The organism is Herbaspirillum sp. AP02, from assembly GCF_015767275.1.
GTDB lineage: Bacteria > Pseudomonadota > Gammaproteobacteria > Burkholderiales > Burkholderiaceae_D > Herbaspirillum.
On record NZ_JADWMY010000002.1, the window covers coordinates 531,650 to 556,929 of the forward strand.

Annotated in this window: 24 protein-coding genes; 19 read left to right on the forward strand and 5 right to left on the reverse strand. The window is 62.5% G+C overall.

Annotation, left to right across the window (positions count from 1 at the left end):
• Positions 1–247 precede the first annotated feature (247 nt).
• The 4 genes from mmsA to I5R65_RS08430 all read left to right on the forward strand — a co-directional run bounded on the left by mmsA (position 248) and on the right by I5R65_RS08430 (position 5,796).
• A complete protein-coding gene (gene mmsA / locus I5R65_RS08415; RefSeq protein WP_180666227.1) occupies positions 248–1,804 on the forward strand; it encodes a multiple monosaccharide ABC transporter ATP-binding protein in 1,557 nt (518 codons plus the stop codon).
• An 86-nt stretch (positions 1,805–1,890) separates the two neighbouring features.
• The gene (gene mmsB / locus I5R65_RS08420; protein WP_180666229.1) at positions 1,891–3,102 is read left to right on the forward strand and encodes a multiple monosaccharide ABC transporter permease; all 1,212 of its coding nucleotides are present in this window, start codon (positions 1,891–1,893) and stop codon (positions 3,100–3,102) included.
• 87 nt (positions 3,103–3,189) lie between these two features.
• Positions 3,190–4,947: an IlvD/Edd family dehydratase gene (locus I5R65_RS08425; protein ID WP_180666231.1), complete on the forward strand. Its 1,758-nt coding sequence runs from the start codon at positions 3,190–3,192 to the stop codon at positions 4,945–4,947.
• 63 nt (positions 4,948–5,010) lie between these two features.
• Positions 5,011–5,796 carry an SDR family NAD(P)-dependent oxidoreductase gene (locus tag I5R65_RS08430; RefSeq protein ID WP_180666233.1) on the forward strand — a complete coding sequence of 262 codons (786 nt, stop codon included), beginning with the start codon at positions 5,011–5,013 and terminating at the stop codon, positions 5,794–5,796.
• 331 nt (positions 5,797–6,127) lie between these two features.
• Here I5R65_RS08430 and I5R65_RS08435 read toward each other — a convergent pair whose 3' ends face one another.
• Positions 6,128–7,069: a LysR family transcriptional regulator gene (locus I5R65_RS08435; RefSeq protein WP_006465191.1), complete on the reverse strand. Its 942-nt coding sequence runs from the start codon at positions 7,067–7,069 to the stop codon at positions 6,128–6,130.
• A gap of 319 nt (positions 7,070–7,388) precedes the next feature.
• Between I5R65_RS08435 and I5R65_RS08440 the strand changes: the two genes are divergently transcribed.
• Together I5R65_RS08440 and I5R65_RS08445 are read left to right on the forward strand one after the other, a co-directional pair.
• A complete protein-coding gene (locus I5R65_RS08440; RefSeq protein WP_180666235.1) occupies positions 7,389–8,513 on the forward strand; it encodes a porin in 1,125 nt (374 codons plus the stop codon).
• A gap of 181 nt (positions 8,514–8,694) precedes the next feature.
• A complete protein-coding gene (locus tag I5R65_RS08445) occupies positions 8,695–9,576 on the forward strand; it encodes an SMP-30/gluconolactonase/LRE family protein (protein ID WP_180666237.1) in 882 nt (293 codons plus the stop codon).
• Positions 9,577–9,597: 21 nt separating this feature from the next.
• Here I5R65_RS08445 and I5R65_RS08450 read toward each other — a convergent pair whose 3' ends face one another.
• Complete coding sequence (locus I5R65_RS08450) at positions 9,598–10,476, reverse strand: IclR family transcriptional regulator (RefSeq protein WP_180666239.1); 879 nt, start codon at positions 10,474–10,476, stop codon at positions 9,598–9,600.
• Between the two features lie 409 nt (positions 10,477–10,885).
• Between I5R65_RS08450 and I5R65_RS08455 the strand changes: the two genes are divergently transcribed.
• The 7 genes from I5R65_RS08455 to I5R65_RS08485 all read left to right on the forward strand — a co-directional run bounded on the left by I5R65_RS08455 (position 10,886) and on the right by I5R65_RS08485 (position 18,268).
• Positions 10,886–12,163, forward strand: coding sequence for an L-fuconate dehydratase (locus I5R65_RS08455; protein ID WP_180666241.1), 1,278 nt, complete (start codon positions 10,886–10,888; stop codon positions 12,161–12,163).
• 66 nt (positions 12,164–12,229) lie between these two features.
• The gene (locus I5R65_RS08460; RefSeq protein WP_180666243.1) at positions 12,230–13,006 is read left to right on the forward strand and encodes an SDR family oxidoreductase; all 777 of its coding nucleotides are present in this window, start codon (positions 12,230–12,232) and stop codon (positions 13,004–13,006) included.
• A gap of 7 nt (positions 13,007–13,013) precedes the next feature.
• Positions 13,014–13,358: an L-rhamnose mutarotase gene (locus I5R65_RS08465; RefSeq protein WP_180666245.1), complete on the forward strand. Its 345-nt coding sequence runs from the start codon at positions 13,014–13,016 to the stop codon at positions 13,356–13,358.
• A gap of 152 nt (positions 13,359–13,510) precedes the next feature.
• On the forward strand, positions 13,511–15,061 hold the full coding sequence (locus I5R65_RS08470; protein WP_180666247.1) for a sugar ABC transporter ATP-binding protein: 1,551 nt from the start codon (positions 13,511–13,513) through the stop codon (positions 15,059–15,061).
• 106 nt (positions 15,062–15,167) lie between these two features.
• Positions 15,168–16,169 carry an ABC transporter permease gene (locus tag I5R65_RS08475; protein WP_370460919.1) on the forward strand — a complete coding sequence of 334 codons (1,002 nt, stop codon included), beginning with the start codon at positions 15,168–15,170 and terminating at the stop codon, positions 16,167–16,169.
• Between the two features lie 109 nt (positions 16,170–16,278).
• Positions 16,279–17,217, forward strand: coding sequence for an ABC transporter substrate-binding protein (locus I5R65_RS08480; protein WP_180666249.1), 939 nt, complete (start codon positions 16,279–16,281; stop codon positions 17,215–17,217).
• A gap of 181 nt (positions 17,218–17,398) precedes the next feature.
• On the forward strand, positions 17,399–18,268 hold the full coding sequence (locus tag I5R65_RS08485; protein WP_180666251.1) for an amidohydrolase: 870 nt from the start codon (positions 17,399–17,401) through the stop codon (positions 18,266–18,268).
• Between the two features lie 18 nt (positions 18,269–18,286).
• Here I5R65_RS08485 and I5R65_RS08490 read toward each other — a convergent pair whose 3' ends face one another.
• Entirely contained in the window at positions 18,287–18,898 is a 612-nt protein-coding gene (locus tag I5R65_RS08490) for a TetR/AcrR family transcriptional regulator (RefSeq protein WP_180666253.1), read from the reverse strand.
• Between the two features lie 186 nt (positions 18,899–19,084).
• Here I5R65_RS08490 and I5R65_RS08495 point away from each other — a divergent pair, with 186 nt between their 5' ends.
• From I5R65_RS08495 to I5R65_RS08520, 6 genes are read left to right on the forward strand one after another with little or no spacing between them, the layout of a single operon-like run.
• Complete coding sequence (locus I5R65_RS08495; protein WP_180666255.1) at positions 19,085–20,395, forward strand: NAD(P)/FAD-dependent oxidoreductase; 1,311 nt, start codon at positions 19,085–19,087, stop codon at positions 20,393–20,395.
• Positions 20,392–21,243, forward strand: a complete 852-nt coding sequence (locus I5R65_RS08500; RefSeq protein WP_370460915.1) for a DUF1365 domain-containing protein — start codon at positions 20,392–20,394, stop codon at positions 21,241–21,243. Before I5R65_RS08495 ends, I5R65_RS08500 begins: the two co-directional genes overlap by 4 nt.
• Positions 21,240–22,451: a cyclopropane-fatty-acyl-phospholipid synthase family protein gene (locus I5R65_RS08505; RefSeq protein ID WP_180666257.1), complete on the forward strand. Its 1,212-nt coding sequence runs from the start codon at positions 21,240–21,242 to the stop codon at positions 22,449–22,451. The genes I5R65_RS08500 and I5R65_RS08505 overlap by 4 nt, the downstream gene beginning before the upstream one ends.
• Positions 22,452–22,454: 3 nt before the next feature.
• Entirely contained in the window at positions 22,455–23,033 is a 579-nt protein-coding gene (locus I5R65_RS08510) for a DUF3833 domain-containing protein (RefSeq protein ID WP_180666259.1), read from the forward strand.
• The gene (locus I5R65_RS08515) at positions 23,030–23,881 is read left to right on the forward strand and encodes an SDR family NAD(P)-dependent oxidoreductase (protein ID WP_180666261.1); all 852 of its coding nucleotides are present in this window, start codon (positions 23,030–23,032) and stop codon (positions 23,879–23,881) included. Before I5R65_RS08510 ends, I5R65_RS08515 begins: the two co-directional genes overlap by 4 nt.
• A gap of 2 nt (positions 23,882–23,883) precedes the next feature.
• Positions 23,884–24,306: a nuclear transport factor 2 family protein gene (locus tag I5R65_RS08520; RefSeq protein WP_180666263.1), complete on the forward strand. Its 423-nt coding sequence runs from the start codon at positions 23,884–23,886 to the stop codon at positions 24,304–24,306.
• A gap of 85 nt (positions 24,307–24,391) precedes the next feature.
• Here the strand turns inward: I5R65_RS08520 and I5R65_RS08525 are convergent, their stop codons facing one another.
• Both I5R65_RS08525 and I5R65_RS08530 read right to left on the reverse strand, forming a co-directional pair.
• A complete protein-coding gene (locus tag I5R65_RS08525; RefSeq protein WP_180666265.1) occupies positions 24,392–24,718 on the reverse strand; it encodes a hypothetical protein in 327 nt (108 codons plus the stop codon).
• 86 nt (positions 24,719–24,804) lie between these two features.
• The coding region (locus I5R65_RS08530; RefSeq protein WP_196872163.1) for an MgtC/SapB family protein at positions 24,805–25,280 on the reverse strand (476 nt) is incomplete at its 5' end.

Genomic DNA, 25,280 nt, shown 5'->3' on the forward strand with positions numbered 1-25,280 from the left:
CCCGGGCGGCGTCGATGACATCTGCTCTGCGCCGCCCGCTGAATCTTTCGCAGCACGCATACACAAGATCAGCATAGTCCCGCCCTGTGCGGGGCTGGGCCTGTTCACATTCAATCGCACCCGCGGATTGAATGTGAACAGGCCCAAATACTTTCAGGATAATGTGCTTGCACCAAAGCAATGCACACGAGATAAAAAATCCGGCTTGGCAGAGCGTCGCAAGACCGGCAGAAGAGAGGTCAGCATCATGAGCAACATTCTGGAAATGCGCGGCATCGAGAAGAGCTTCCCGGGTGTGAAGGCGTTGAACAACGTCAACCTGGCGGTGCGCGAGGGCGAGATCCATGCGATCGTCGGCGAAAACGGCGCGGGCAAATCCACGCTGATGAAGGTGCTCTCCGGCGTCTACCCGCATGGCACCTATTCCGGCGACATCGTCTACAAGGATGAGGTACGCGCCTTCAAGGATATCCGCGACAGCGAACATCTGGGCATCATCATCATCCACCAGGAGCTGGCATTGGTACCGCTGCTGTCGGTGATGGAAAACCTGTTCCTCGGTAACGAGCAGGCGCATGGCGGCGTGATCGACTGGGAACAGTCCTACGTGCGCGCCAAGGCGCTGCTGGCCAAGGTCGGCCTGAAGGAATCGCCGTTGACCAAGGTGGGTGATCTGGGGGTGGGCAAGCAACAGCTGATCGAGATCGCCAAAGCGCTGTCCAAGGAAGTCAAGCTGCTGATTCTGGATGAGCCGACCGCCAGCCTCAATGAAAGCGACTCCGATGCACTGCTGGAACTGCTGCTGGAACTGAAGCGCCAGGGCATCGCCTCGATCCTGATCTCGCACAAGCTCAACGAAATTTCCAAGGTGGCCGACTCCATCACCGTGCTGCGCGACGGCACCACGGTCGATACCTTCGACTGCCGCGCCGAACCGATCAGCGAAGATCGCATCATCCAGCACATGGTGGGTCGCGAGATGGCGGACCGCTATCCGCAGCGTGACCCCAAGATCGGCGAGGTCATCTTCGAGGTGCGCGACTGGCGTGTGCATCATCCGCTGCACGCGGACCGGCTGGCCATCAAGGACGTCAACATGAGCGTGCGCGCCGGCGAGATCGTCGGCATCGCCGGTCTGATGGGGGCGGGCCGTACCGAACTGGCCAAGAGCATCTTCGGCCGCGCCTATGGCAAGAAGATCACCGGCAAGGCCTTCCTGCACGGCAAGGAAGTGGACCTCTCCACCATTGGCAAGGCGATTGACAAGGGCATCGCCTACGTGACCGAAGACCGCAAGGGCGACGGCCTGGTGCTGGAAGAAGACATCAAGAAGAACATCTCGCTGGCCAACCTGGAGGGTGTCTCGGAGCGCTCCGTCATCGACGAGGCGCGCGAATACAAGATCGCTGCCGACTTCAAGGCGCAGATGCGCATCCGCTGTTCCAGCGTGCTGCAGAAGGTGGTCAACCTGTCCGGCGGCAATCAGCAGAAGGTGGTGCTGTCGAAGTGGCTGTTCTCGCAACCGGAAGTGCTGATCCTGGACGAACCCACGCGCGGCATCGACGTCGGCGCCAAGTTCGAGATCTACAACATCATCAGCAAGCTGGCCGCCGAGGGCAAGTGCATCATCATGATCTCGTCGGAGATGCCGGAACTGCTGGGCATGTGCGACCGCATCTACGTGATGAACGAAGGTCAGTTCGTGGGCCACATCCCCAAGCAGGAAGCCAGCCAGGAAAACATCATGCGCGCCATCATGCGCAACAAGCGGATCGACGATTCCAGCCTGTCGCAGGCGGCATGAGAGCCTGAGAATCTATCTGACATCAAGCCGGGGCCAAACCGGCGGCATTCATCATAAAGACCAGAGAGCACCTGAGGAGCAAGACAATGGAAAGTATTGACGTGAGCAAGAAACCGGCCGTCACCAGCGGCGCTGCCGAAAAGAAGGACTACGGCAGCTTCCTGAAGAACAACATGCGTGAATACGGCATGCTGATGTCGTTGGTGGCCATCATGGCCTTCTTCCAGATCATGACCGACGGCACGCTGATGCGTCCGCTGAACCTGACCAACCTGGTGCTGCAGAACAGCTACATCGTCATCATGGCGCTGGGCATGCTGATGGTGATCGTGGCCGGTCACATCGACCTGTCGGTGGGTTCGGTGGTGGGCCTGATCGGCGCGCTGGCAGCGGTGCTGATGGTGGACTATGGCTGGGGCTTCGTGCCGGCCTCGATCGTCTGCCTGATCGCCGGCGGCCTGATCGGCGCGGCGCAGGGTTACTGGATCGCGTACTTCAAGATCCCCTCCTTCATCGTCACCCTGGCCGGCATGCTGGTCTTCAAGGGCATGGCGCTGGCGCTGCTGCAGGGCCAGTCCCTGGGCCCGTTCCCGCCGACCTTCCAGATGCTGTCCTCGGGCTTCATCCCGGAACTGACGGACAATGCAAGCTTCCGCACCACCTCGCTGATTGTCGGCGTACTGGCCGCCGTCGTGCTGGTGCTGGTCAAGCTGCATGGCCGTCGCAAGCAGACCAAGCATGGCATGGAAGATGAACCGGTCCTGTTCTTCATGTTGAAGAACGGCTTGTTCGCTGCCGCCATCATCGCCTTCAGCTACCTGCTGTCGACCTATCGCGGTATGCCCAACGTCCTGATCATCATGTTCGCCCTGATGGTGTTGTACAGCTTCGTCACCAGCCGCACCACCCTGGGCCGTCGCGTCTATGCCGTGGGCGGCAACGAGAAGGCGGCCAAGCTGTCCGGCATCAAGACCGAACGCGTGTCCTTCTTCACCTTCGTCAACATGGGCGTGCTGGCGGCGCTGGCCGGCCTGATCTTCGCGGCCCGCCTGAACACCGCCACCCCCAAGGCCGGCCTGGGCTTCGAGCTGGACGTGATTGCGGCCTGCTTCATCGGCGGCGCCTCGGCTTCCGGCGGCGTGGGCAAGGTGATGGGCGCGGTCATCGGCGCCTTCGTGATGGGCGTGATGAACAACGGCATGTCCATCATGGGCATCGGCATCGACTACCAGCAGATGATCAAGGGCTTCGTGCTGCTGATGGCGGTGTGCTTCGACGTCTACAACAAGAACAAGTAATCCGGATGAGCAAGGCGGGCAGGGTTGCCCGCCTTTTGCATTCGGGACCACCAGATCCTTCCGTTTCCTTCAGTCAGGAATTCAACAATGAGTAGCGACAAAAAAGACAAGAGCCGCACCCTGCGCTCGGCCGGCTGGTTCGGTACTGCCGACAAGAACGGCTTCATGTACCGCAGCTGGATGAAGAACCAGGGCATCCCCGATCACGAATTCCAGGGCAAGCCGGTCATCGGCATCTGCAACACCTGGTCGGAACTGACGCCCTGCAATGCGCACTTCCGCAAGATCGCCGAACACGTGCGTCGCGGCATCATCGAAGCCGGTGGCTTCCCGGTGGAGTTCCCGGTGTTCTCCAATGGCGAATCCAACCTGCGCCCGACCGCCATGCTGACCCGCAACCTGGCCAGCATGGATGTGGAAGAATCGATCCGCGGCAATCCGATCGATGGCGTGGTGCTGTTGACCGGCTGCGACAAGACCACCCCGGCCCTGCTGATGGGTGCGGCCAGCTGCGACGTGCCGGCCATCGTCGTGACCGGCGGTCCGATGCTGAACGGCAAGCACCAGGGTCGCGATATCGGTTCGGGCACGGTGGTGTGGCAACTGTCGGAGCAGGTCAAGGCCGGCGAGATCACCATCCATGACTTCATGGCCGCCGAAGCTGGCATGTCGCGCTCGGCCGGTACCTGCAACACCATGGGCACGGCTTCCACCATGGCCTGCATGGCCGAGTCGCTAGGCGTGTCGCTGCCGCACAATGCGGCCATTCCGGCCGTCGATGCGCGCCGCTACGTGCTGGCGCACCTGTCCGGCATGCGTATCGTCGACATGGTCTGGGAAGGTCTGACCCTGTCCAAGATCCTGACCCGCAAGGCCTTCGAGAATGCCATCCGCACCAATGCCGCCATCGGCGGTTCCACCAATGCCGTGATCCACCTGAAGGCCATTGCCGGCCGCATGGGCGTGGACCTGGAGCTGGAAGACTGGACCCGCATCGGCCGCGGCACTCCCACCATTGTTGACCTGCAGCCCTCGGGCCGCTACCTGATGGAAGAGTTCTACTACGCCGGTGGCCTGCCGGCTGTGCTGCGCCGCCTGGGCGAAGCCGACCTGCTGCCGCATCCGGATGCGCTGACGGCGAACGGCAAGACCATGTGGGACAACGTCAAGGACGCGCCGATCTACAACGACGAAGTGGTGCGTCCGCTGGCCAAGCCGCTGATCGAGGATGGCGGCATCTGCATCCTGCGTGGCAACCTGGCGCCGCGCGGCGCGGTGCTGAAGCCCTCGGCGGCCACCCCAGAACTGATGAAGCATCGCGGCCGCGCCGTGGTGTTCGAGGACTTCAACCACTACAAGGAACGCATCAACGATCCGGACCTGGATGTCGATGCCTCCTGCGTGCTGGTGATGAAGAATGTCGGTCCCAAGGGTTACCCGGGCATGGCCGAAGTGGGCAACATGGGCTTGCCGCCCAAGGTGCTGGCCACCGGTGTCAAGGACATGGTGCGCATCTCGGATGCCCGCATGAGCGGCACCGCCTATGGCACGGTGATCCTGCATGTGGCGCCGGAAGCGGCTGCCGGCGGACCGCTGGGCATTGTCCAGGATGGCGACTTCATCGAACTGGACGCCTATGCCGGCAAGTTGCAGCTCGACATCAGTGAAGAGGAAATGCAGCGCCGCCTGGCAGAACGTGCCAAGGTACTGGCGGCGCGCAAGCCGGAAATGGTCGGCGGCTACCAGTCCCTGTACGTGGACCGCGTGCTGCAGGCCGACGAAGGCTGCGACTTCGACTTCCTGGTCGGCTGCCGTGGCGCAGCCGTTCCCAAGCATTCGCACTGATCCATCACGACAAGACAGCGCCGGTGTCGGCATCGGCATGACACCGGCCAGCAAGGAAACCCTATGAGCAATACTCCCCAGAACGTGCAGCTGGCGAATTTTCCCAGCCTGAAGGGCAAGCGCGTTTTCATTACCGGCGGCGGCACCGGCATTGGTGCGGCCATTGTCGAGGCGTTTGCGCAACAGGGCGCGCACGTGGCCTTCGTCGATATCGCCCGCGAAGCCAGCGAGACACTGTGCAATGAGCTGGCCAGCGCCGGCTATCCCAAGCCGCTGTTCCGCCACTGCGACCTGCGCGACATCCCGGCATTCCAGAAGACCATTGCCGAGCTGCAGGGTGAGCTTGGTGACTTCGATGTGCTGGTCAACAACGCCGCCAATGACGAACGTCACAAGCTGGAAGACGTGACCCTCGATTACTGGAACGACCGCATCGCCATCAACCAGCGCCCGTCCTTCTTCGCCGTGCAAGCGGTGGTGGACGGCATGAAGCGTCGTGGCGGCGGCTCCATCATCAACTTCAGTTCCATCAGCTGGCATCAGTCCAGCGGCGGATTCCCGGTGTACACCACGGCCAAGGCCTCGACCCTGGGCCTGACCCGCGGTCTGGCGCGCGACCTCGGTCCGCACCGGATCCGCGTCAACACCGTCACACCGGGCTGGGTCATGACGGAGCGCCAGATCAAGCTGTGGCTGGATGAAGAAGGCAAGAAGGCCATTGCACGCAACCAGTGCCTGCAGGACGACTTGTTGCCCTGGCACCTGGCGCGCATGGTGCTGTTCCTGGCCGCCGATGACAGCGCGATGTGCACCGCGCAGGAATTCATCGTCGATGCCGGTTGGGTGTAAGGCAGGATCGATTCCGCTGTTTTAGCGTGAATTTGCGTGGAGCATCAAAAAGAGTCGCCATTTGGCGACTCTTTTTTTTGCGGCGTATTCCCGTTTTTGTTCGGATGGGGCCGGGCTGTCATACAACTCGGAAAAACTAAGTTTTTTGTCGCGTTATAGTGTTGTTTTTTTGCTGCGAATTTTTAATGAATTGATGCGCTTAGAATTGTTTCGAGTAACCGTGATTTTTGAATTTTCAGATCGGCTTACTCTTCCTTACATTTCTTAATAAAACTCGGCGCGGTTCCGCCACCCCGGCAGTGCACAATGCGCGGGTTGGCGAGGATGTGGATCAGTAGATCATCTTGGCCACTTCGCGGATGGCCTGCAGCACCAGATTGGCACCCGGCGAGAGCAAATTGTCCTGGCGGGTGATGATGCCGAAACCAGCCATGCGGCAGGGCAGTTCGATGGGCAGGATGTCCATCAGGCGTGCCTGGGTGTAATAACGTGCTACTTCCGTGGGCATGGCGTAGATGAAATCGGTCTGCTGCAACAGACTGGTGATGAACAGGATGGCGGTGGTATCGACCACGTTGGAGGGCGGTGCCAGGCCTTGTTCGCGGAACATCTGGTCGCAGCGCGCGCGCAGGATGCTGCCTTTGGGCGCCATGATCCAGGCTTCGCCGGCGAGGTCGGCCAGGCTCAGGTCATTGCGGGTGTGGAAGGGATGTCCCACCCGCGCCACGGCGCACACCGGCTCGTCGGCCAGCTCTTCGTAGAGCAGGCCGCTGCGGGCTTCCTCGTCGAGGATGCGGCCGATGATGAAGTCCAGTTCGCCATGCAGCAGGCGCGACAGCAGGATGTTGCTGCTTTCCACTTCGACGCCGATACGCAACATCGGCGCCTGTTCCTTCACTCGGGCAATGGCCGGTGGCAACAATGCCATGCCGGGCGAGAGAATCACGCCCACATCGACCTGGCCGGAGAGGCCCGACTTCAGCGCCACGATGTCTTCATGCGCCTTGGACAGGCTGGTCAGGGCCATGCGCGCATGGCGGATCATGGCCTCGCCATAGATGGTGGGCCGCATGCCGCGCGGCAGGCGCTCAAACAGCGACACGCCGAGCATGTCCTCGAGGTCCTTCAACTGCTTGGAGGCGGCCGGCTGCGTCATGTTGAGTTCGCTGGCGGCGCGATGGATGTTGCGGGTGTCGTCGAGGGCGATGAGCAGAAGGAGTTGGCGGGTCTTCAATCGCGCCCTCAGAAACCAGTTCGGGTCACTGTTTTTCATAAGTCTCCGGGGACGGTGTTCTAAATTTTTTCAATGATTTTTTTATTAGAAATTCATGATATCAAATCGCATATCGGAATTGCTAAAGATTTCATTGGAAAGACATGAACCGAATACTTAGTATCTAGCCACATTCCGGACTGTACAGGACAACGAACATAGGGCCGGAATGAAAGAAGAGAAGGTCGGGCAGCATCAAAACAAAAAGTTGGGAGACCGTCAGGAGTCCGTCAGGATTCAAGGGGTCTGAAGTGCAAAGCTGCACGACCAAGCCCACCGACGACAAAAATTTAAACAGCAATATCCACGGAGACTATTCATGAAGCAAGTGAAGCCATCCTTTATTGGAGCAAAGACCCTGTGCGCGCTCGCGCTGATGGGAGCGTTCTCGGCACAGGCGCAGGCGCAGACCAGCAGTGTCACTATCTACGGCCGTGTTGTCGCAGGCGTCGACATCATGACTAACGTACCAAAGAACGATGGTTCTGGTACTACGGGTACTCGAGTCCGCTCTGCCAGCAACCAGTGGGGCACTAGCATGATTGGTTTCAAGGGCACGGAAGACCTGGGCGGCGGCAACAATGCCTTCTTCCTGTTGGAATCGGGCTTTGGCTCCACCACCGGTGGCCTGAACGGTACCGATGTCAGCGGCACTTCGTTGTTCAATCGTCGTTCCTACGTCGGCCTGTCCTCTGCCAGCGCCGGTACGCTGAAGCTGGGTAAGAACCTGTTCATCAACAATGACGTCTGGTTCTTGGACCCAACCGGCCAGCAATGGATCGGTACCGCCAATCTGGTACGTGGTCGTAACTGGCCTGGCGCCAGCAACGTGATCGAGTACACCACCCCGACCTTCGGCGGTTTCGGCGCAACTGTACAAACCAGCCTGGGCGAGGCAGCAGGTTCGTTCAACAAGGGCGGTACGAGCACCAAGTACGGTCGCAAGGACGGTCTGTCGCTGGTGTACCAGAACAACGGCCTGGAATTGCGCGGTATCTACGACGTCGTGCGTGATCCCAACGGTCGCTATACCGACGTCTATGACACCTCCAAGGAGTTGATCCTGGGCGGTACTTACAAGATCGACAAGCTGAAGCTGTTCCTGGGCTACGAGAACCTGCGTGCACCTGACGTCAATACCGCCAGCGGCGCACCGGATCGCGTGAATCACTACTGGCTCGGTGCGAACTACGACGTGACCTCGCAGTTCCAACTGGTCGGTTCGGTGTTCCACGTCAATGCTAACAACGGCAACGGCAGTGCCAACCTGTTCATGGCGGGCGTGAACTACTTCCTGTCCAAGCGTACCCTGTTGTACGTTGGTGGCGGCACCATGCGTAACGGCAACAACGCCAACTACTCACTCGAAGCCGACAGCTCGACCGGCGGTGGCAAGGGAACCAGTCAGACCGGCGGCTACTTCGGTATCGCCCACTCGTTCTGATGTAACGATCTCGTAGTATCTGTAATCCTTCCTGAGGTGGTCTTGATGTAGTTGAGGGTGGGCGCAAGCCCACCCTTTTTTGTCTTGTGGCCGACGCACAACAGCGTGGTCAGGACATTGATGTTGTTTTATATCGTTTATTTTATTTATTTCATTTAATTGATTTGCAGGCGGAAACCCGATGAATGCGCAATTGCTGGTCGATGGACATCATGAACTGGGCGAAGGCGTCCTCTGGTGCGAGCGCTCGCAAACCGTCTTCTGGACCGACATCCACGCCTCGCGCCTGTGGAACCACGATCCGCAAAGCGGCGCTACGCGCAGCTGGCCCATGCCGGAGCGGCTGTGCTGCTTCGCCTTTACCTCCGATCCCGAACGCCTGCTGATCGGCCTGGCATCGCGCCTGGCCTTTTTCAACCTCAGTACCGGCGCCATCACGCCGATCTGCCGTATCGAGGATGACCTGCCGAGCACGCGTCTGAACGATGGTCGTTGCGACCGCCAGGGTCGCTTCGTCTTCGGCACGCTGAATGAAGATGCCGGCCGCGCACCCATCGCCAGCTTCTATCGCCTCAATGCCGACTTGAGCCTGGAGCGCCTGCCGCTGCCGGGTATCGCCATTTCCAACAGCATCTGCTTCAGTCCCGATGGCACGCGCATGTATCACTGCGATTCCATGGAAGGCAAGATCATGGTCTGCGACTACGATCCGGCGTCCGGCGTCGTCGCCAACCAGCGCGTGTTTGCCGATCTGGCGCAGCAGCCGGGCGGTCCCGACGGCTCCACCGTCGACGCCGACGGCTATGTCTGGAACGCGCAATGGGGTGGTGCGCGGGTAGTGCGCTTTGCGCCCGATGGCCGTATCGATCGCATCGTCGACATGCCGACCGCCCAGCCTTCCTGTGTGGCCTTCGGCGGCGGCGCGCTCGATACGCTGTTCGTCACCTCGGCCCATGAAGGCATGACGGCCCGGCAGCGTGAGCAGGATGCATTGGCCGGTGCGCTTTTCGCCGTGCCGGAGACCGGCGTGCGTGGCCTGCCGGAAGTGCGTTTCGCCGGCTAGCACCGGCAGCTGGCGCCGGCCTCAGGCGCCGAAACTCGAATCCCCCATCAGCCGCGACAACCGCGCCGAAATCTCCTGGACGATGCCCTGCACCTCGTCCAGGCTGGGGTTGACCTTCTTGTCGATGCGTTCGATATAGGGAATATTGAGCGCGGCCAGCATGCGATTGTTGGCGCCCATCACCGGATAGGACAGGTTGATCACGCCCCGGATCTGTCGACTTTCCATGCGCGAATGCCCGCGCTTGCGGGTGTCCTCGATCTGCCGCATCAGCTGCGCCGTCTCGATCTCCTGTTCACCATCCATGCGTACGTGCGCGGCCAGCATGCTGGCCTGTTCGGCCTGGTCGCGGAAGGCCAGCAGCACATGGCCGGAAGCGGTATCGGTGAGGCTCACCAGCGCGCCCACCTTGAGCCCGAAGGCCCAACGCTCGGGGCTGTCCACCTGCGCCACCACGATCACCCGTCCTGCCTCATAGACCGTCAGATGCGTCGATTGCATGGCGCGGTTGGCCAGTTCGCGCATGTGGGGCAGGGCAGTGCTGACCAGCGAACGTATCGGCTGATGATGGTGTGCCAGCTCGAACAGTTTCAGAGACAGCCGGTAATGGTCGTTGTCGGCGATCAGATAACCGCGCTGCTCCAGCGTCACCACCATGCGGAAGATTTCGTTGACGCTGCGACCCAGCTGGCGCGAGATCTGGTTCAGCGTCAGCATCTGCTCAGAGCGGCTCAACAGTTCCAGGATATCCAGTCCCTTGTCCAGCGCCGGCGCGGCATAGCGCGTCTTGCTACCGGTGCTGTCGTGGCTGCTGCCGAGCTCGTCGTCGTCGTTGATCGCAGCGACAACGGCTGGCAGCGCAGGGGTGTCGGGAGGAGTGATTTTCCTGGTTCTGGGCATGGCAGCCTGGGTGTTGTTGGCGGGCGGGAAGGCGGAATCGGAGGGAGAATCCGCTGGTTTCTGGGGCCGGATTGTAGGGGATTTTTGATCGCCAACGCGTTTTATTTGTAAAATTATTTTTTATATATTTGCAAAAGATTGCTGTTTTGATATCCATAAAATGATATCGATCGATATCGAAACTTCATCGGGCTGGCCCGGCAATAGGAGGATAATCGAGGTTATGCTGTGTCACTCACAGATAAAAACAAATTTTATTTGTGAGTAAAACGAACAAGGGGCCAGTCCCCGGAGACGACGACAACGGGCAACCGCCCCCAGCGGCCAGCCCCGCCGACCAGCGGCAAGCAGTGGCAGCGCCCGAGCCCGAGGCGCCACCCGGCCCGCAGCGGCATCACGCTAGAGACCGATGACCAAGATTACCGCCATGCGCGTGCTGGACGTGCGCTTTCCCACTTCGCAATCACTGGATGGTTCGGATGCGATGAATCCCGACCCGGACTATTCCGCCGCCTACGTCATCCTCGACACCGACCATGCGCAACTGAAAGGCCACGGTCTGACCTTCACCATCGGTCGCGGCAATGAAATCTGCTGCGCCGCCATCCGCGCCATGGAACACCTCGTGGTCGGCCTGGACCTGGAATGGATCGCCGCCGACATGGGCCGCTTCTGGCGCCACGTTACCTCCGACAGCCAGCTGCGCTGGATCGGCCCGGACAAGGGCGCCATCCACCTGGCTACCGGCGCGGTGGTCAATGCCGCCTGGGATCTGTGGGCCAAGGCCGAAGGCAAGCCGGTATGGAAGCTGGTGGCCGACATGACGCCCGAGGAGCTGGTACGCACCATCGACTTCCGCTACATCACCGATTGCATCACCCCCGACGAGGCCCTGGCCCTGCTGCGCGAGAAGGCAGGGGGCAAGGCCGAGCGCCTGCGCATCCTGCAGCAGGAAGGCTATCCCTGCTACACCACCTCGGCCGGCTGGCTGGGCTATGACGACGCCAAGCTGCGCCGCCTGTGCCAGGAGGCCATCGACCAGGGCTTCAACCATGTCAAGCTCAAGGTCGGGCGCGACCTGGCCGACGACAAGCGTCGCGTCACCATCGCCCGCGAAGTGCTGGGCCCGCAGCGTAATCTGATGATCGACGCCAACCAGGTCTGGGAAGTGGATCAGGCCATTGACTGGGTCAATCAACTGGCATTTTCCAAGCCCTGGTTCATCGAGGAACCGACCTGCCCGGATGATGTGGAAGGTCATCGCAAGATCCGTGCAGGCATCGGTGCAGTCAAGGTCGCCACCGGGGAGATGTGCCAGAACCGTGTGCTGTTCAAGCAGTTCATCATGCGCGATGCCATCGACGTGGTGCAGATCGACTCCTGCCGTCTGGGTGGCGTCAACGAAATCCTGGCGGTCATGCTGATGGCCGCCAAGTACGGCAAGGTGGTCTGCCCGCATGCCGGCGGCGTGGGGTTGTGTGAATACGTGCAGCATCTGTCGATGATCGACTACCTGTGCATCTCCGGCTCCAAGGAGGGCCGCGTCACCGAATACGTGGATCACCTGCACGAGCATTTCGTCGACCCCTGCGTGATCCGCAACGCCGCCTACATGCCGCCCAGCCTGCCGGGCTTCTCGATCGAGATGAAGCCGGAATCGCTGGAGCAGTACCGCTTTCGCGGCTAGGTTACGGCTAGCTTGCGGCCAGGCGGCGAAACCAGGAAAACGATATAAATAAATACGGAGACTGAAGTGGATCTGAACCTGCAAGACAAGGTCGTCATCGTGACCGGCGGCGCCTCCGGCATCGGCGCTGCGATCAGCATGCAACTGGCTGCCGAAGGGGCCATTCCGGTGGTGTTTGCGCGCAGCGAACCGGAGCCGCAATTCTGGACCCGGCTGACCGCGCTGCAGCCGCACGCCACCCTGTTCCAGCTGGAATTGCAGGACGAAGCCCGCTGTGCCCAGGCCGTGGCCGAGACCGTGCAGCGGTTCGGCCGCCTGGATGGACTGGTCAACAATGCCGGCGTCAATGACAGCGTCGGGCTGGAAGCCGGCCGCGGCCAGTTCGTTGCTTCGCTGGAGCGCAATCTGATCCATTACTACGTGATGGCCCATTACTGCGTGCCGCACCTGAAGGCCACGCGTGGCGCCATCGTCAATGTCTCGTCCAAGACCGCGCTCACCGGCCAGGGCAATACCAGCGGCTATTGCGCCTCCAAGGGGGCGCAGTTGTCGCTCACCCGGGAGTGGGCGGCGGCATTGCTGGACGATGGCGTGCGCGTGAATGCGCTGATTCCGGCCGAGGTGATGACCCCTCTCTACGAACGCTGGATTTCCTCGTTCGAGCATCCCGAGGAAAAGCTCGCGGCCATCACCAGCAAGATCCCGCTGGGCAAGCGTTTCACCACCTCCGAGGAAATGGCCGACATGGCCGTCTTCCTGCTCTCGGGCCGCTCTTCGCATACCACCGGGCAGTGGATCTTCGTCGATGGGGGCTACACCCATCTCGACCGCGCCCTGAGCTGAGGCCCGCATGCGTACCGTACTGGCACTGGACCTGAAGGATGACCCGGCGCTCATCGCCGAGTATGAACAGCATCACCGGCGCATCTGGCCCGAGATTGCGCAACACCTGAAGGCGCATGGCGTGACCGGCATGGAAATCTACCGGCTCGGTACCCGCATGATGATGGTGATGGAAACCGATGACGCCGTCTTCGACGCTGCGGCCATGGCAGCAGCGACCGGCACCGATCCTCGGGTGCGCGCCTGGGAAGAGCTGATGTGGCGCTTCCAGGCGCCCACGCCCTGGACGCCGGCCGGACAGAAGTGGGTGCCGATGACGCGCATCTTCGATCTGTCCGAACAGCCGGACTAGGACCGCTGCGGAAGGGGCGGACCAGGTCCGGCCAGCCGTGGCAGGTAGCAAAAGCACGTAACACGTGGCAGGCAGCAGGCAGCGACCGCAGAGTCGCGTCAACGATGGCCCGGGCAGCAGGGGCCGGCAATGCATCCGCATCCGAGGTGAGCATGCAACAAGAGAATGAGACATCCAAACAAGCAGTCGCATCGGCACCCCCGCTGATTGCGCTGCGTAACGTCAGCAAGCGTTTTCCGGGCGTGTTGGCGCTGGACAATTGCCAGTTCGACCTGGTGGCCGGCGAGGTACACGCCCTGATGGGCGAGAACGGTGCCGGCAAGTCGACCTTGATGAAAATCCTTTCCGGCGTCTACCAGTGCGACAGCGGCGAGATCCTGCTCGACGGCAAGCCGGTGCAGATCGGTGAGCCGCGCCAGGCACAGGCGCTGGGTATTGGCATCATCCATCAGGAACTGAACCTGATGAACCACCTCTCTGCGGCGCAGAACATCTTCATCGGCCGCGAGCCGCGCAAGGGCTTCGGTCTGGTCATCGATGAAGACCAGTTGAACCGCCAGACCGCTGCCATCTTTGCCCGCATGCGCCTGGAGATGGACCCGCGCACGCCGGTCGGCGAACTGACCGTGGCGCGTCAGCAGATGGTGGAAATCGCCAAGGCCCTGTCCTTCGATTCACGCGTGCTCATCATGGACGAGCCGACGGCGGCCCTGAACAACGCCGAGATCGCCGAGCTCTTCCGCATCATTCGCGACCTGCAGGCGCAAGGCGTGGGCATCGTCTATATCTCGCACAAGATGGACGAGCTGCGCCAGATCGCCGACCGCGTCAGCGTCATGCGCGACGGCCGGTATATCGCCACCGTGCCGATGCAGGGGACTTCCATGGACAGCATCATTTCCATGATGGTCGGCCGCTCCCTGGAGGGCGAGCAACGTACCCCGCCGGATACCTCCGCCAACGAGGTGGTGCTGGAAGTGCGCGGGCTCCATCGCGGCCGCGCCATCCGCGATGTCAGCTTCCAGTTGCGCAAGGGCGAGATCCTCGGCTTCGCCGGCCTGATGGGCGCCGGCCGCACCGAGGTGGCGCGCGCCATCTTCGGCGCCGACCCGCTGGAGTCCGGCGAGATCATCATCCACGGTGGCAAGGCCGTGATCCGGCAGCCGGCCGATGCCGTGGCGCATGGCATCGGCTATCTCTCGGAAGACCGCAAGCATTTCGGGCTGGCGGTGGGGATGGACGTGCAGGCCAACATCGCGCTCTCCAGCATGGGTCGCTTTACCCGCGCCGGTTTCATGAACCAGCGCGCCATCCGCGAGGTGGCGCAGGGCTATGTGCGGCAACTGGCGATCAAGACGCCTTCGGTGGAACAGCAGGCGCGCCTGCTCTCGGGCGGCAACCAGCAAAAGATCGTGATCGCCAAGTGGCTGCTGCGGGACTGCGACATCCTGTTCTTCGATGAACCCACGCGCGGCATCGACATCGGTGCCAAGAGCGAAATCTACAAACTCCTCGATGCGCTGGCCGAGCAGGGCAAGGCGATCGTGATGATCTCTTCCGAACTGCCGGAGGTCTTGCGCATGAGCCACCGGGTGCTGGTGATGTGCGAAGGTCGCATCACCGGCGAGCTCACCCGCGCCGAGGCGACCCAGGAAAACATCATGCAACTGGCCACGCAGCGCGAGCCGGCGGTGGCGCACTAGTCGGCCGGGCCGCACTAGTCGGCCGGGCCGCACTGCGCCCCCTTCCTTACCAGAGACCAGAACCATCATGGCAAACAACATCCATTCCGCAGCGTCCGCATCCACCATGGCCAATACCGCTTCCTCCTCGGGCCTGCGCGCCCGCCTGTTCAACCCGGCCGCCCGCCAGAAGCTGCTGGCCTTCGCCAGCCTGCTGCTGCTGATCGTGTTCTTCAGCGTCGCCTCGCCCAATTTCATGGAAGTGGACAACCTGGTCAGCATCCTGCAATCGACCGCCGTCAACGGCGTGCTGGCCATCGCCTGCACCTACGTCATCATCACTTCCGGCATCGACCTGTCGGTGGGCACCATGATGACCTTCTGTGCCGTCATGGCCGGGGTGGTGCTGACCAACTGGGGCATGCCGCTGCCACTGGGCATCGCCGCCGCGATCTTCTTCGGTGCGCTCTCGGGCTGGGTCTCCGGCATGGTGATCGCCAAGCTGAAGGTGCCGCCCTTCATTGCCACGCTGGGCATGATGATGCTCTTGAAAGGCCTGTCGCTGGTGATTTCCGGCACACGGCCGATCTACTTCAACGATACCGAAGGCTTCTCTGCCATCGCCCAGGATTCGCTGATCGGCGACCTGATCCCGGCGCTGCCGATTCCCAATGCGGTGCTGATCCTGTTCCTGGTGGCCATCGGCGCCTCCATCATCCTCAACAAGACGGTGTTCGGCCGCTATACCTTCGCCCTGGGCAGCAACGAGGAAGCGCTGCGCCTGTCGGGCGTGAAGGTGGATTTCTGGAAGGTCGCGGTCTATACCTTCTCGGGCGCCATCTGCGGCATCGCCGGCCTGATCATCGCGTCCCGCCTGAACTCGGCGCAGCCGGCGCTGGGCCAGGGTTACGAGCTGGACGCCATTGCCGCCGTGGTGATCGGCGGTACCTCGCTCTCGGGTGGCACCGGCACCATCATGGGCACCATCATCGGCGCCTTCATCATGAGCGTGCTGGTCAATGGCCTGCGCATCATGTCGGTGGCGCAGGAGTGGCAGACGGTGGTGACCGGGGTGATCATCATCCTGGCGGTCTACCTGGACATCCTGCGCCGTCGTCGTCGCGCCTGAACCGGTATCCACATCAGCCACAGCAGCAGTATTCGCAGTAGCAATGCAAGCCCCGCCGGGCAACGCCAATGTCCGGCACTCCATCATCGATAACAAAAGGAGACTTACCGTGTTCAAGAAACAACTACTGGGCGCTGCCCTGGGCCTGGCCTTCGCTGTCGGCGGTTCGGCCGCACAGGCGCAGGAAGTGTATGTGCCGCTCATTTCCAAGGGCTTCCAGCACCAGTTCTGGCAGGCCGTGAAAGCCGGCGCCGACCAGGCCGGGAAGGACCTGAAGGTGAAGGTCACCTTCGAAGGTCCCGAGACCGAGGCCATGGTCGACAAGCAGATCGACATGCTCTCCGCCGCGCTGGCCAAGAAGCCGCAGGCCATCGGCTTTGCCGCCCTGGACAGCAAGGCCGCTATTCCGCTGCTGAAGAAGGCGCAGGCCGCCAAGATCCCGGTGGTGGCCTTCGACTCGGGTGTCGATAGCGACATCCCGGTCACTACCGCCACCACCGACAACCGTGCCGCCGCTGCGCTGGCGGCCGACAAGATGGCCGAACTGGTGGGCAAGGAAGGCGAAGTCGCCGTGGTCGCCCACGACCAGACCAGCCGCACCGGCATCGACCGCCGCGACGGCTTCCTGGAACGCATCAAGGCCAACTATCCCAAGATCAAGGTGGTCAGCGTGCAATATGGTGCCGGCGACCAGTTGAAATCCACCGAAGTCACCAAGTCCATCCTGCAGGCCTATCCCAAGATCAAGGGCATCTTCGGCACCAACGAAGGCTCGGCCATCGGCGTGGTCAATGGCGTGAAGGAAATGAAGCGCAAGATCATCATCATCGGCTATGACTCCGGCAAGCAGCAGAAGGATGCGATCCGCGAAGGCGTGATGGCCGGCGCCATCACCCAGAACCCGGTGGGTATCGGCTACAAGACGGTGGAAGCGGCGGTCAAGGCGATCAAGGGCGAGAAGCTGCCCAAGGTCATCGATACTGGCTTCTACTGGTACGACAAGAGCAACATCGACGACGCCAAGATCGCGGCCGTACTGTACGACTGATCGCGACGTACGTGATCTGACATGAGTTGGCCGGAGGCCCCCGGCCTCCCTCGTCCCTGGACATGGGCGTCGCCCACGGCGGCGCCCGGTTTTTCCGTATTCCTTTTCCGCATGCCGTCTGCCGGTCCGGTACCACGCCCGCCGGCGATCCGTCCCAGTCCTGCCCCTCGAAGAGACCATCATGAAGCCGCATCGCATCGACGCCCATCAGCACTTCTGGTTCTACCAGCCCGACGCCTACCCCTGGATCGGCCGCGGCATGGAGCTGCTGGCCTGCGACCGCACGCCCGGCCAATTGCAGCCCGTGCTGGCCGCCGAAGGGCTGGAACAGTCCATCGCCGTGCAGGCCCGCGCCGGCCGCGAGGAGACCGAATTCCTGCTCGATCTGGCACGCAGTAACCGACGCATCGCCGGCGTGGTCGGCTGGGAAGATCTCTCTTCGCCACATCTGGCGGCCAATGTGGAGCGATGGGGAAGCGACAAGCTGGTGGGCTTTCGCCACCAGTTGCAGGATGAGACCGATGTGAGCGCCTTCGTCGATGCTCCCGCCTTCAATACCGGTATCGGCTGGCTGCAGCGACATGGCCTGGTATACGACGTGCTGATCTATGCGCGCCAGATGACGGAGGTGCAGGGCTTCTGCGCCCGTCATGATCGCCACTGGCTGGTGCTGGATCACCTGGGCAAGCCGGCCCTGGCCGATTTCGGCAAGAGCGAGGCGGTCTTCGCCGACTGGAAGCGCCACCTGCGCGCCCTGGCGGCCTTGCCGCATGTGGCCTGCAAGCTGTCGGGACTGGTCACGGAGGCAGACTGGCAGCGTGGTCTGCGCCAGAAGGATTACGACAATATCGTGCTCTGCCTGGATGCGGCGCTGGACGCCTTCGGCCCGCAGCGCCTGATGTTCGGCTCGGACTGGCCGGTCTGCCTGCTGGCCGCCTCCTATGCCAAGGTGGCCGGGGTGGTGAGGGAGTGGGCCGCGACCCGGCTGTCGGCGTCCGAACAGGAACAGTTGTGGGGGCAGACGGCCGCGCGCTGCTACGGCCTGGTCTAGGGCGACCCCTTTGCTTGCCTAATCCCGCGTGAAACCGTTGAAGGCCACGTGCAGCATGTACTTCACGATGTCCTCCGTGCTCATCTTGCTGAACTTCTGCAGGTAGTCCACCGCCGGATCACAGGTGCGGGCGTAGTAGCTGTACAGGATCACATCGCTGGGCAGCGCGGCGTCGAGTTCGCCGCTCTTCTGTGCTTCCTTGACCAGCTTTTCCAGCTGGCCGTTGAGCTTGAGCACCCGCATCACATACTTGACGTTGCGCATGAGCATGTCGCGCACCGGCGCACTGGTCGACGGCAGGAAGGGCAGGCCGCCCTCCAGTCGCACCCGCAACGCCCATTCCAGCATCGCCTCCAGCTTGCCACGCGGGCTGGGGATGCCCTCCAGCTGCGCCAGCTGGTCGATGGCACCGTCGATGAGACGGATCATGGTCTCGCCGACCAATTCTTCCTTGGACTTGAAATGCTTGTACAGGCTGGGTTTGGAGATACCCACCGCACCGGCGACATCGTCCATCGTCATCAGGTCATAGCCCTTGCTGCCCAGTACCGACGTGGCAGCGTCCAGGATGGCGTTTTCCCGTAATTTGAAGGCTTGATCCTTGAAGCTCAGTTTGCCGAAAATACTCATTGGTAGTTTAAGTTACTAATTGGTAGATTTTATTTTTCTTTGGTAGTAATCTTAGCACCTAAATCGCGGCGGGGTAGCAATACTACGACGCCATAGCAGACCGGCAGACAAAAAGAGTCCAGGCGGCAGGCGCCGCCCGGCTGAGGGCAGCACCCCAAAAACAAAGACACAGGTGGACAAGATTTCATGAATCCAGGTACAGCAGCCATCGAGCAGGCATCAGGACAGCGCATCGCCGTCATCGGCGCCGGCATTTCCGGCCTGGCCAGTGCCTATCTGTTGGCGCGCCGGCACCGGGTGGTGCTGTTCGAGTCCGCGCCCACCCTGGGCGGGCATGCCAATACCGTCGACATCGCGCCGCAGGGCGTACCGTTCCCGGTCGATACGGGTTTTCTGGTCTTCAATGACTGGACCTATCCCAACCTGATCGCCCTGTTCGATGAATTGAAGGTCGAGACCTACGACACCGACATGTCCTTCGGCGTCTCGATGGATGAGGGCCGCTTCGAATGGGCCGGCACCAGTCTGGACACCGTCTTCGCCCAGCGCAAGCGCCTGCTGCAGCCGTCCTTCCTGGGCATGCTGCGCGACATCCTGCGCTTCAACCGCGCCGCCCATGCCAACCTGGCGGCCTGCGATGGCCACCCGGTGAGCCTGCGCCAGTTGTTGAAGGAGGGCGGCTACGGCGCCCTGTTCAGCGATGCCTATCTGATCCCCATGGCGGCCGCCATCTGGTCCAGTTCGCCCTCGGACATCCTGGATTTCCCGGCCGCCACCTTCCTGCGCTTCTGCATCAATCACGGCCTGCTGCAGGTGAACAATCGTCCGCGCTGGCGTACCGTGCGCGGCGGCTCGCGCCAGTATGTACGTCGCATCGCCGCCACCCTCGACGATGTGCGCCTGGGCAGCCGCCTGGACAGCGTCACCCGCAACGAACGCGGCGTGCTGGTGCGCAGCGGCGGGGCCGAGCCACGCGAGGAACAGTTCGACGCCGTCGTCTTCGCCACCCACGCCCCGCAGACGCTGACCCTGCTGCAGGACGCCACCATCGAGGAACATCAGCTGCTCTCCGCTGTGCGCTACCAGGCCAATACCGCCTGGCTGCACAGCGACACTACCCTCATGCCGGTGCTGCCGAAGGTATGGTCGGCCTGGAATTACCTGGGCTCGCATCACGACGACGGCCGCCGTGCGGTCTGCGTGAGCTACTGGCTGAACCGCCTGCAGGACCTGCCTTGCCAGACTGACGTCATCCTCACCCTGAACCCGCCGCAGGCACCGCATCCGGCCACAGTGATGGGCCGCTTCGACTACGAGCACCCGGTGTTCGACCAGCCCGCCATCGATGCCCAGCGGCGCCTGCCGCAGATCCAGGGGCGCCACCGGGCCTGGTTTGCCGGCGCCTGGACCGGCTATGGCTTCCATGAAGACGGCTTGAAATCGGCGCTGCGGGTGAGTCAGGACTTCGGCGTGTTGCCGGACTGGGCGAGCCTGTGAACGCCGCCCGCAACCTTACCGACGCTGCCGCGCTGCTGCTGAGCGGGCAGGTGATGCACCAGCGCCTGCGTCCGGTGCGGCACCGGTTTGTCTATCCCGTCTTTTGCGTGCGCCTGGACCTGGCGCGCACCGTCGAGGTGAACAACGCCTGGTTCGGCGTGGATCGCCGGCGGCTGATGTGCGTGCGTACCCGTGACTATGGCCCGCGTGATGGCAGCGACCTCGGCGCCTGGGTGCGCGGCCATCTGCAGCAGGCCGGCTTGCCGCAAGAGGGTGCCATCTGGCTGCAGACCTTCCCGCGCCTGTTCGGCTTCGTGTTCAACCCGGTCAGTTTCTTTTTCTGTCACGACCGCGACGGTGCCTTGCGCGCCGTCCTGGCCGAGGTCAACAGCACCTTTGGCGAGACCCAGCACTACCTGCTCTCGGCCCCGGGGCAGGGCGTGATCGATGAACACACGCGCCTGCTCTGCAACAAGCTGATGCATGTCTCGCCCTTCTGCGAGGTGCGTGGTTTCTATCGCTTCCGCTTCCGCGACCATGCTGGCCGCCGTGCTGAGCAAGACGACACCGCCTTCGTCGGCATCGATTATTACGACCTCGGCCAACCCGCCGAGGTGGGCACTGGCTTGCAGCCCCTGATGCGCACCTCCATCGGTGGCCACCTGCAGCCCCTGACTACCACCACGGCCTTTGCCGCACTGTGCGCGCAGCCGCTGCTCACCCTCGGCGTGGTCGCCCGCATTCATTGGCAGGCCTTGCTGCTGTGGCGCAAGCGCGTGCCCTGGTTCAGCAAGCCCGAACGCAGCAGCGCCACAGGAACACCCTCCGGAAAGGAAACCCTATCGTGAACCATAGCCCCGCATTGCAGACCCCTGGCCGGCGCATCGGCTCCATGTCGGCCCGCCTGTTCCTGGCGATGCTGGAACGGCTGAATCACGGTCACCTGGAGCTGATCACGCCACATGGCACCACGCTCACCTTCGGTGATCTGCGCCAGCCGCCCAGCGCGCAGTTGCGCATCCTCGACTGGCGCGCCTGCAGCGCCATCCTGCGTGCCGGCGACATCGGTTTCGGCGAAGCCTACGGCAACGGCTGGGTCGACACCCCTGACCTGGCCGCACTGCTGCGCCTGGCCATGCGCAACCGCCAGGCGCTCTCCAGTGCCGTCGAAGGCGGTCGCCTGGCGTCGTGGTGGTATCGCCTGCGCCACCTGCTGCGCTCCAACACGCGCACCGGCAGCCGCCGCAATATCCACGCGCATTACGACCTGGGCAATGACTTCTACCAGCTGTGGCTGGACCCCAGCATGACCTACTCCAGCGCCATCTTCAGCCAGCCCGGCCAGAGCCTGGCCTCGGCGCAGGCGGCCAAGTACCAGCGCATCATCGACCAGCTCGGCCTGTGCAGCGGCGACCGGGTGCTGGAGATCGGCTGCGGCTGGGGTGGCTTTGCCGAGCATGCGGCGCGCCTGGGGATCCGCGTGCACGGCGTGACCATCTCTCCCGCGCAACTGGCCTTCGCCCAGGAACGCCTGCGCCAACAGCAGCTGGACCACCTGGCGCATCTGGAGCTATGCGACTACCGCGACCTGGACGGCGAATACGATGCCATCGTCTCCATCGAGATGTTCGAAGCCGTCGGCGAGCGTTTCTGGCAGACCTACTTCGATACGGTTGGAGCACGCCTGAAAGCGGGCGGTCGCGCCCTGATCCAGTCGATCACCATCGACGAGGCCGTCTTCGAACGCTACCGCGACAGCGCCGACTTCATTCGCGAATTCATCTTCCCCGGCGGCATGCTGCCCAGCCATGAACGCTTCTCGCGTGGCGCCCAACGGGCTGGCCTGGCCACCCGCGACCGCTTCCATTTCGGACGCGACTATGCCGAAACCCTGCGCCGCTGGAACGAGACCTTTCTGGCCAGGCGCGAGGCCATCACCGCCCAGGGCTTCGATGAACGCTTCCGTCGCCTGTGGCAGCTGTATTACGTGTTCTGTGAAGTCGGCTTCGATGAAGGCCAGACCGATGTGGTGCAGTTCCTCTTGCAAAAGGAGTGAGTCATGGATGCCATCGCTGTGCGCAAGGAAAGTCTGGCGCGTCTGGGGAGCTGGCTGGCATTGATCCTGCTCGCCATGTCGGCACTGGCGCTGGGCGGCTGTGCCTCGCAGCAGTTGTCCGACTATGCCGGCAAGACCCCGGTGTTCGACCCGGCGGTGTTCTTCAAGGGCCGTACCGAGGCCTGGGGCATGTTCCAGAAGCGCGGCGGCGAGGTGGCGCGGCGCTTCCACGTCGTGGTCACCGGCAGCGTCGAGGGCAATACCCTGACCCTGGACGAGCGCTTCCGCTATGACGACGGCCAGACCCAGACCCGCGTCTGGACCCTGGTGCGCCAGCCCGACAACAGCTGGCGCGGGCGCGCCGGTGACGTCATCGGCGAGGCCATCGGCCACACCACCGGCAACGCCCTGCACTGGAACTACACGCTGCTGCTGCCAGTGGACGACAAGCAATACGAAGTCCAGATGGATGACTGGATGTACCAGATGGATGAGCGCACCCTCATCAACCGCACCAGCATGCGCAAGTTCGGGGTTGAAGTCGGCCAGGTCACGCTGTTCTTCCGCAAGGAGGGGGTATGAGCCTCCACACCAGTCCGCTGCCCAAGCAGGCCACGGCCGAACGCGCCCCGATCTCGCGGCCGGCAGTGCTGTTCGGTCCCATGAACCAGCCCGTCAGCGACTGGCGCGGCCTGCGCATCTGGCTGGTCGGCGCCTCCAGCGGCATCGGCGCCGAACTGGCGCGCCAGGCCCTGCAGGCCGGTGCACGCGTGGCGCTCTCGGCGCGCCGCGGCGACGTATTGCAGGAAGTGGCCGCGGCCCACAAGAACGCCTTCATCGCGCCGCTCGACGTGCTCTCCCACACTGCCTGGCGCGACCAGCATGCGCGCATCGTGGAAGCCTTCGGCGGCATCGACCTGCTGGTCTTCTGCGCCGCCAAATACCGGCCCGAGCGCAGTTGGGAAGTGCAGGAAGACGAAGCCGAGCACACCATCCGCACCAACCTCGCCAGCGTCTATTCGGCGCTCGGTGCGGCGCTGCCGGACATGCTGGCACGCGGCAGCGGCGGCATTGCGCTGGTGGCCAGCGTGGCCGGTTATGTCGGCCTGCCCGGCGCGACCGTCTATGGTCCGGGCAAGGCGGCGCTGATCAACCTGGCGGAAATTCTTTACAGCGATCTGCGGCCCAGAGGCCTGAATGTCTACCTGATCAACCCGGGTTTCGTGAAGACCGACCTGACCGACAAGAACGCATTCCCCATGCCAGCCATCCAGACTCCGCAGCAAGCCGCCAGCGCCATCTGGCGCGGCATTGCCGAAGGCCGCTTCGAGATCCATTTCCCGCTGCGCTTCACGACCTGGCTGAAGATATTGCGGCTCTTGCCGTTCCGACTGCGTTTCCTGCTGTTTCAACGTTTCCTGCTGAACTGACGATGCAGAACCTGGACCGATTACTGGAATGGTATGCCGCGCTGGATCGCACCAGCCTGGAACGGATCGACGAGTTCTATGCGGCCGAGGCCCTGTTCAAGGACCCGTTCAATGACGTCAAGGGGATACGCTCCATCCGCGCCATCTTCGCGCACATGTTCGCCACCACCGACGATCCGCGTTTTGTGATCCTGGAGCGCATGGGGCAGGGCGGGCAGGCCTTCGCCACCTGGCGTTTCGAGTTCCGGCTCAAGGGCCGGCATTACACGGTGCTGGGGGTGACGCATTTCCGCTTCGACGCACAAGGCCTCGTGAGCGAGCATCGCGACTACTGGGATGCCGCCGAAGAACTCTGGCAGAAACTGCCCGTCATCGGCGCACCGGTCAGGTGGTTGCGCGGACAGTTCAGGGTCGACCGCCAGTGAACAGCCGCAAGGGCCATGGCGGAGCGGGTGGTTGAGGCTGGGTGAAGGTGGCTGATGGGCTTAATTCAGCCCGGCCGGAGCGGGATTATTTGAACGCCGCCACCATGGCAATGGCCGCAATCACGGTCGAGAACCACTGCATCGGAATCCAGAACAGGGTGTGCTTCTTCTTGAACTCGATCTGCTGGCCGGTCTTGGGATCGACCAGGATCTGCCCGGGCTGATTATTCAGCCTGGCGCCCAGCACCCATACCGCGGCCGCCGCGATGAGCAGCGCCACCATCTGCATCATGGGATGCGCTGTGTAGAAGCCGTGTTCGAAGATGGAATCCGAAGTGGCTTGCGCCAGCGCCGAAATCACGACCGGAATAAGAATGGCCAGAAAACCCAGGCCTTGCCAGATGATGAGCATGTTTTATTTCCCCCTGCCAATATTGTAGAACAATTTTCCTCGCAAAATGGGAAATTTGTCGTACGGAAACTACATATTGAAGGAGGTCAATCGGTCGTACTCGGGCTCCAGAACGCCTGCGTCACGGCCGGCAAGGCCAGCAGGCGCTCGATCAGCGCGTCCAGTTCGTCGCCATTGACCGAGGTAGCCGCCAGGGTTGCCTCGATTTCCACCTCGTCCTCGGCAAAGGGACGCACCTCCAGGTCGTGCAGGGGATAGCGGCTTTGCTCCAGCATGTCGGTCACGGCGGCCAGTACGTGCTTCTGGTGCTCGCTTTCCACGATCAGGTGCAGGGTGTTGGTCACTTCCACCGACGGCACGTCCAGCGGCTTGCGGTTGATGGTATTGACCACCGGACGCAGCAGGGTATTGGCTGCCAGCACGAAGATGGTTGCCAGGATCGCCTCCAGGATCAGGTCGGCGCCCGCCGCCGCCCCGACTGCGGCCGAGCCCCACAGCGTGGCGGCGGTGTTGATGCCGCGCACATTGCCTTCCTCGCGCATGATCACGCCCGCCCCCAGGA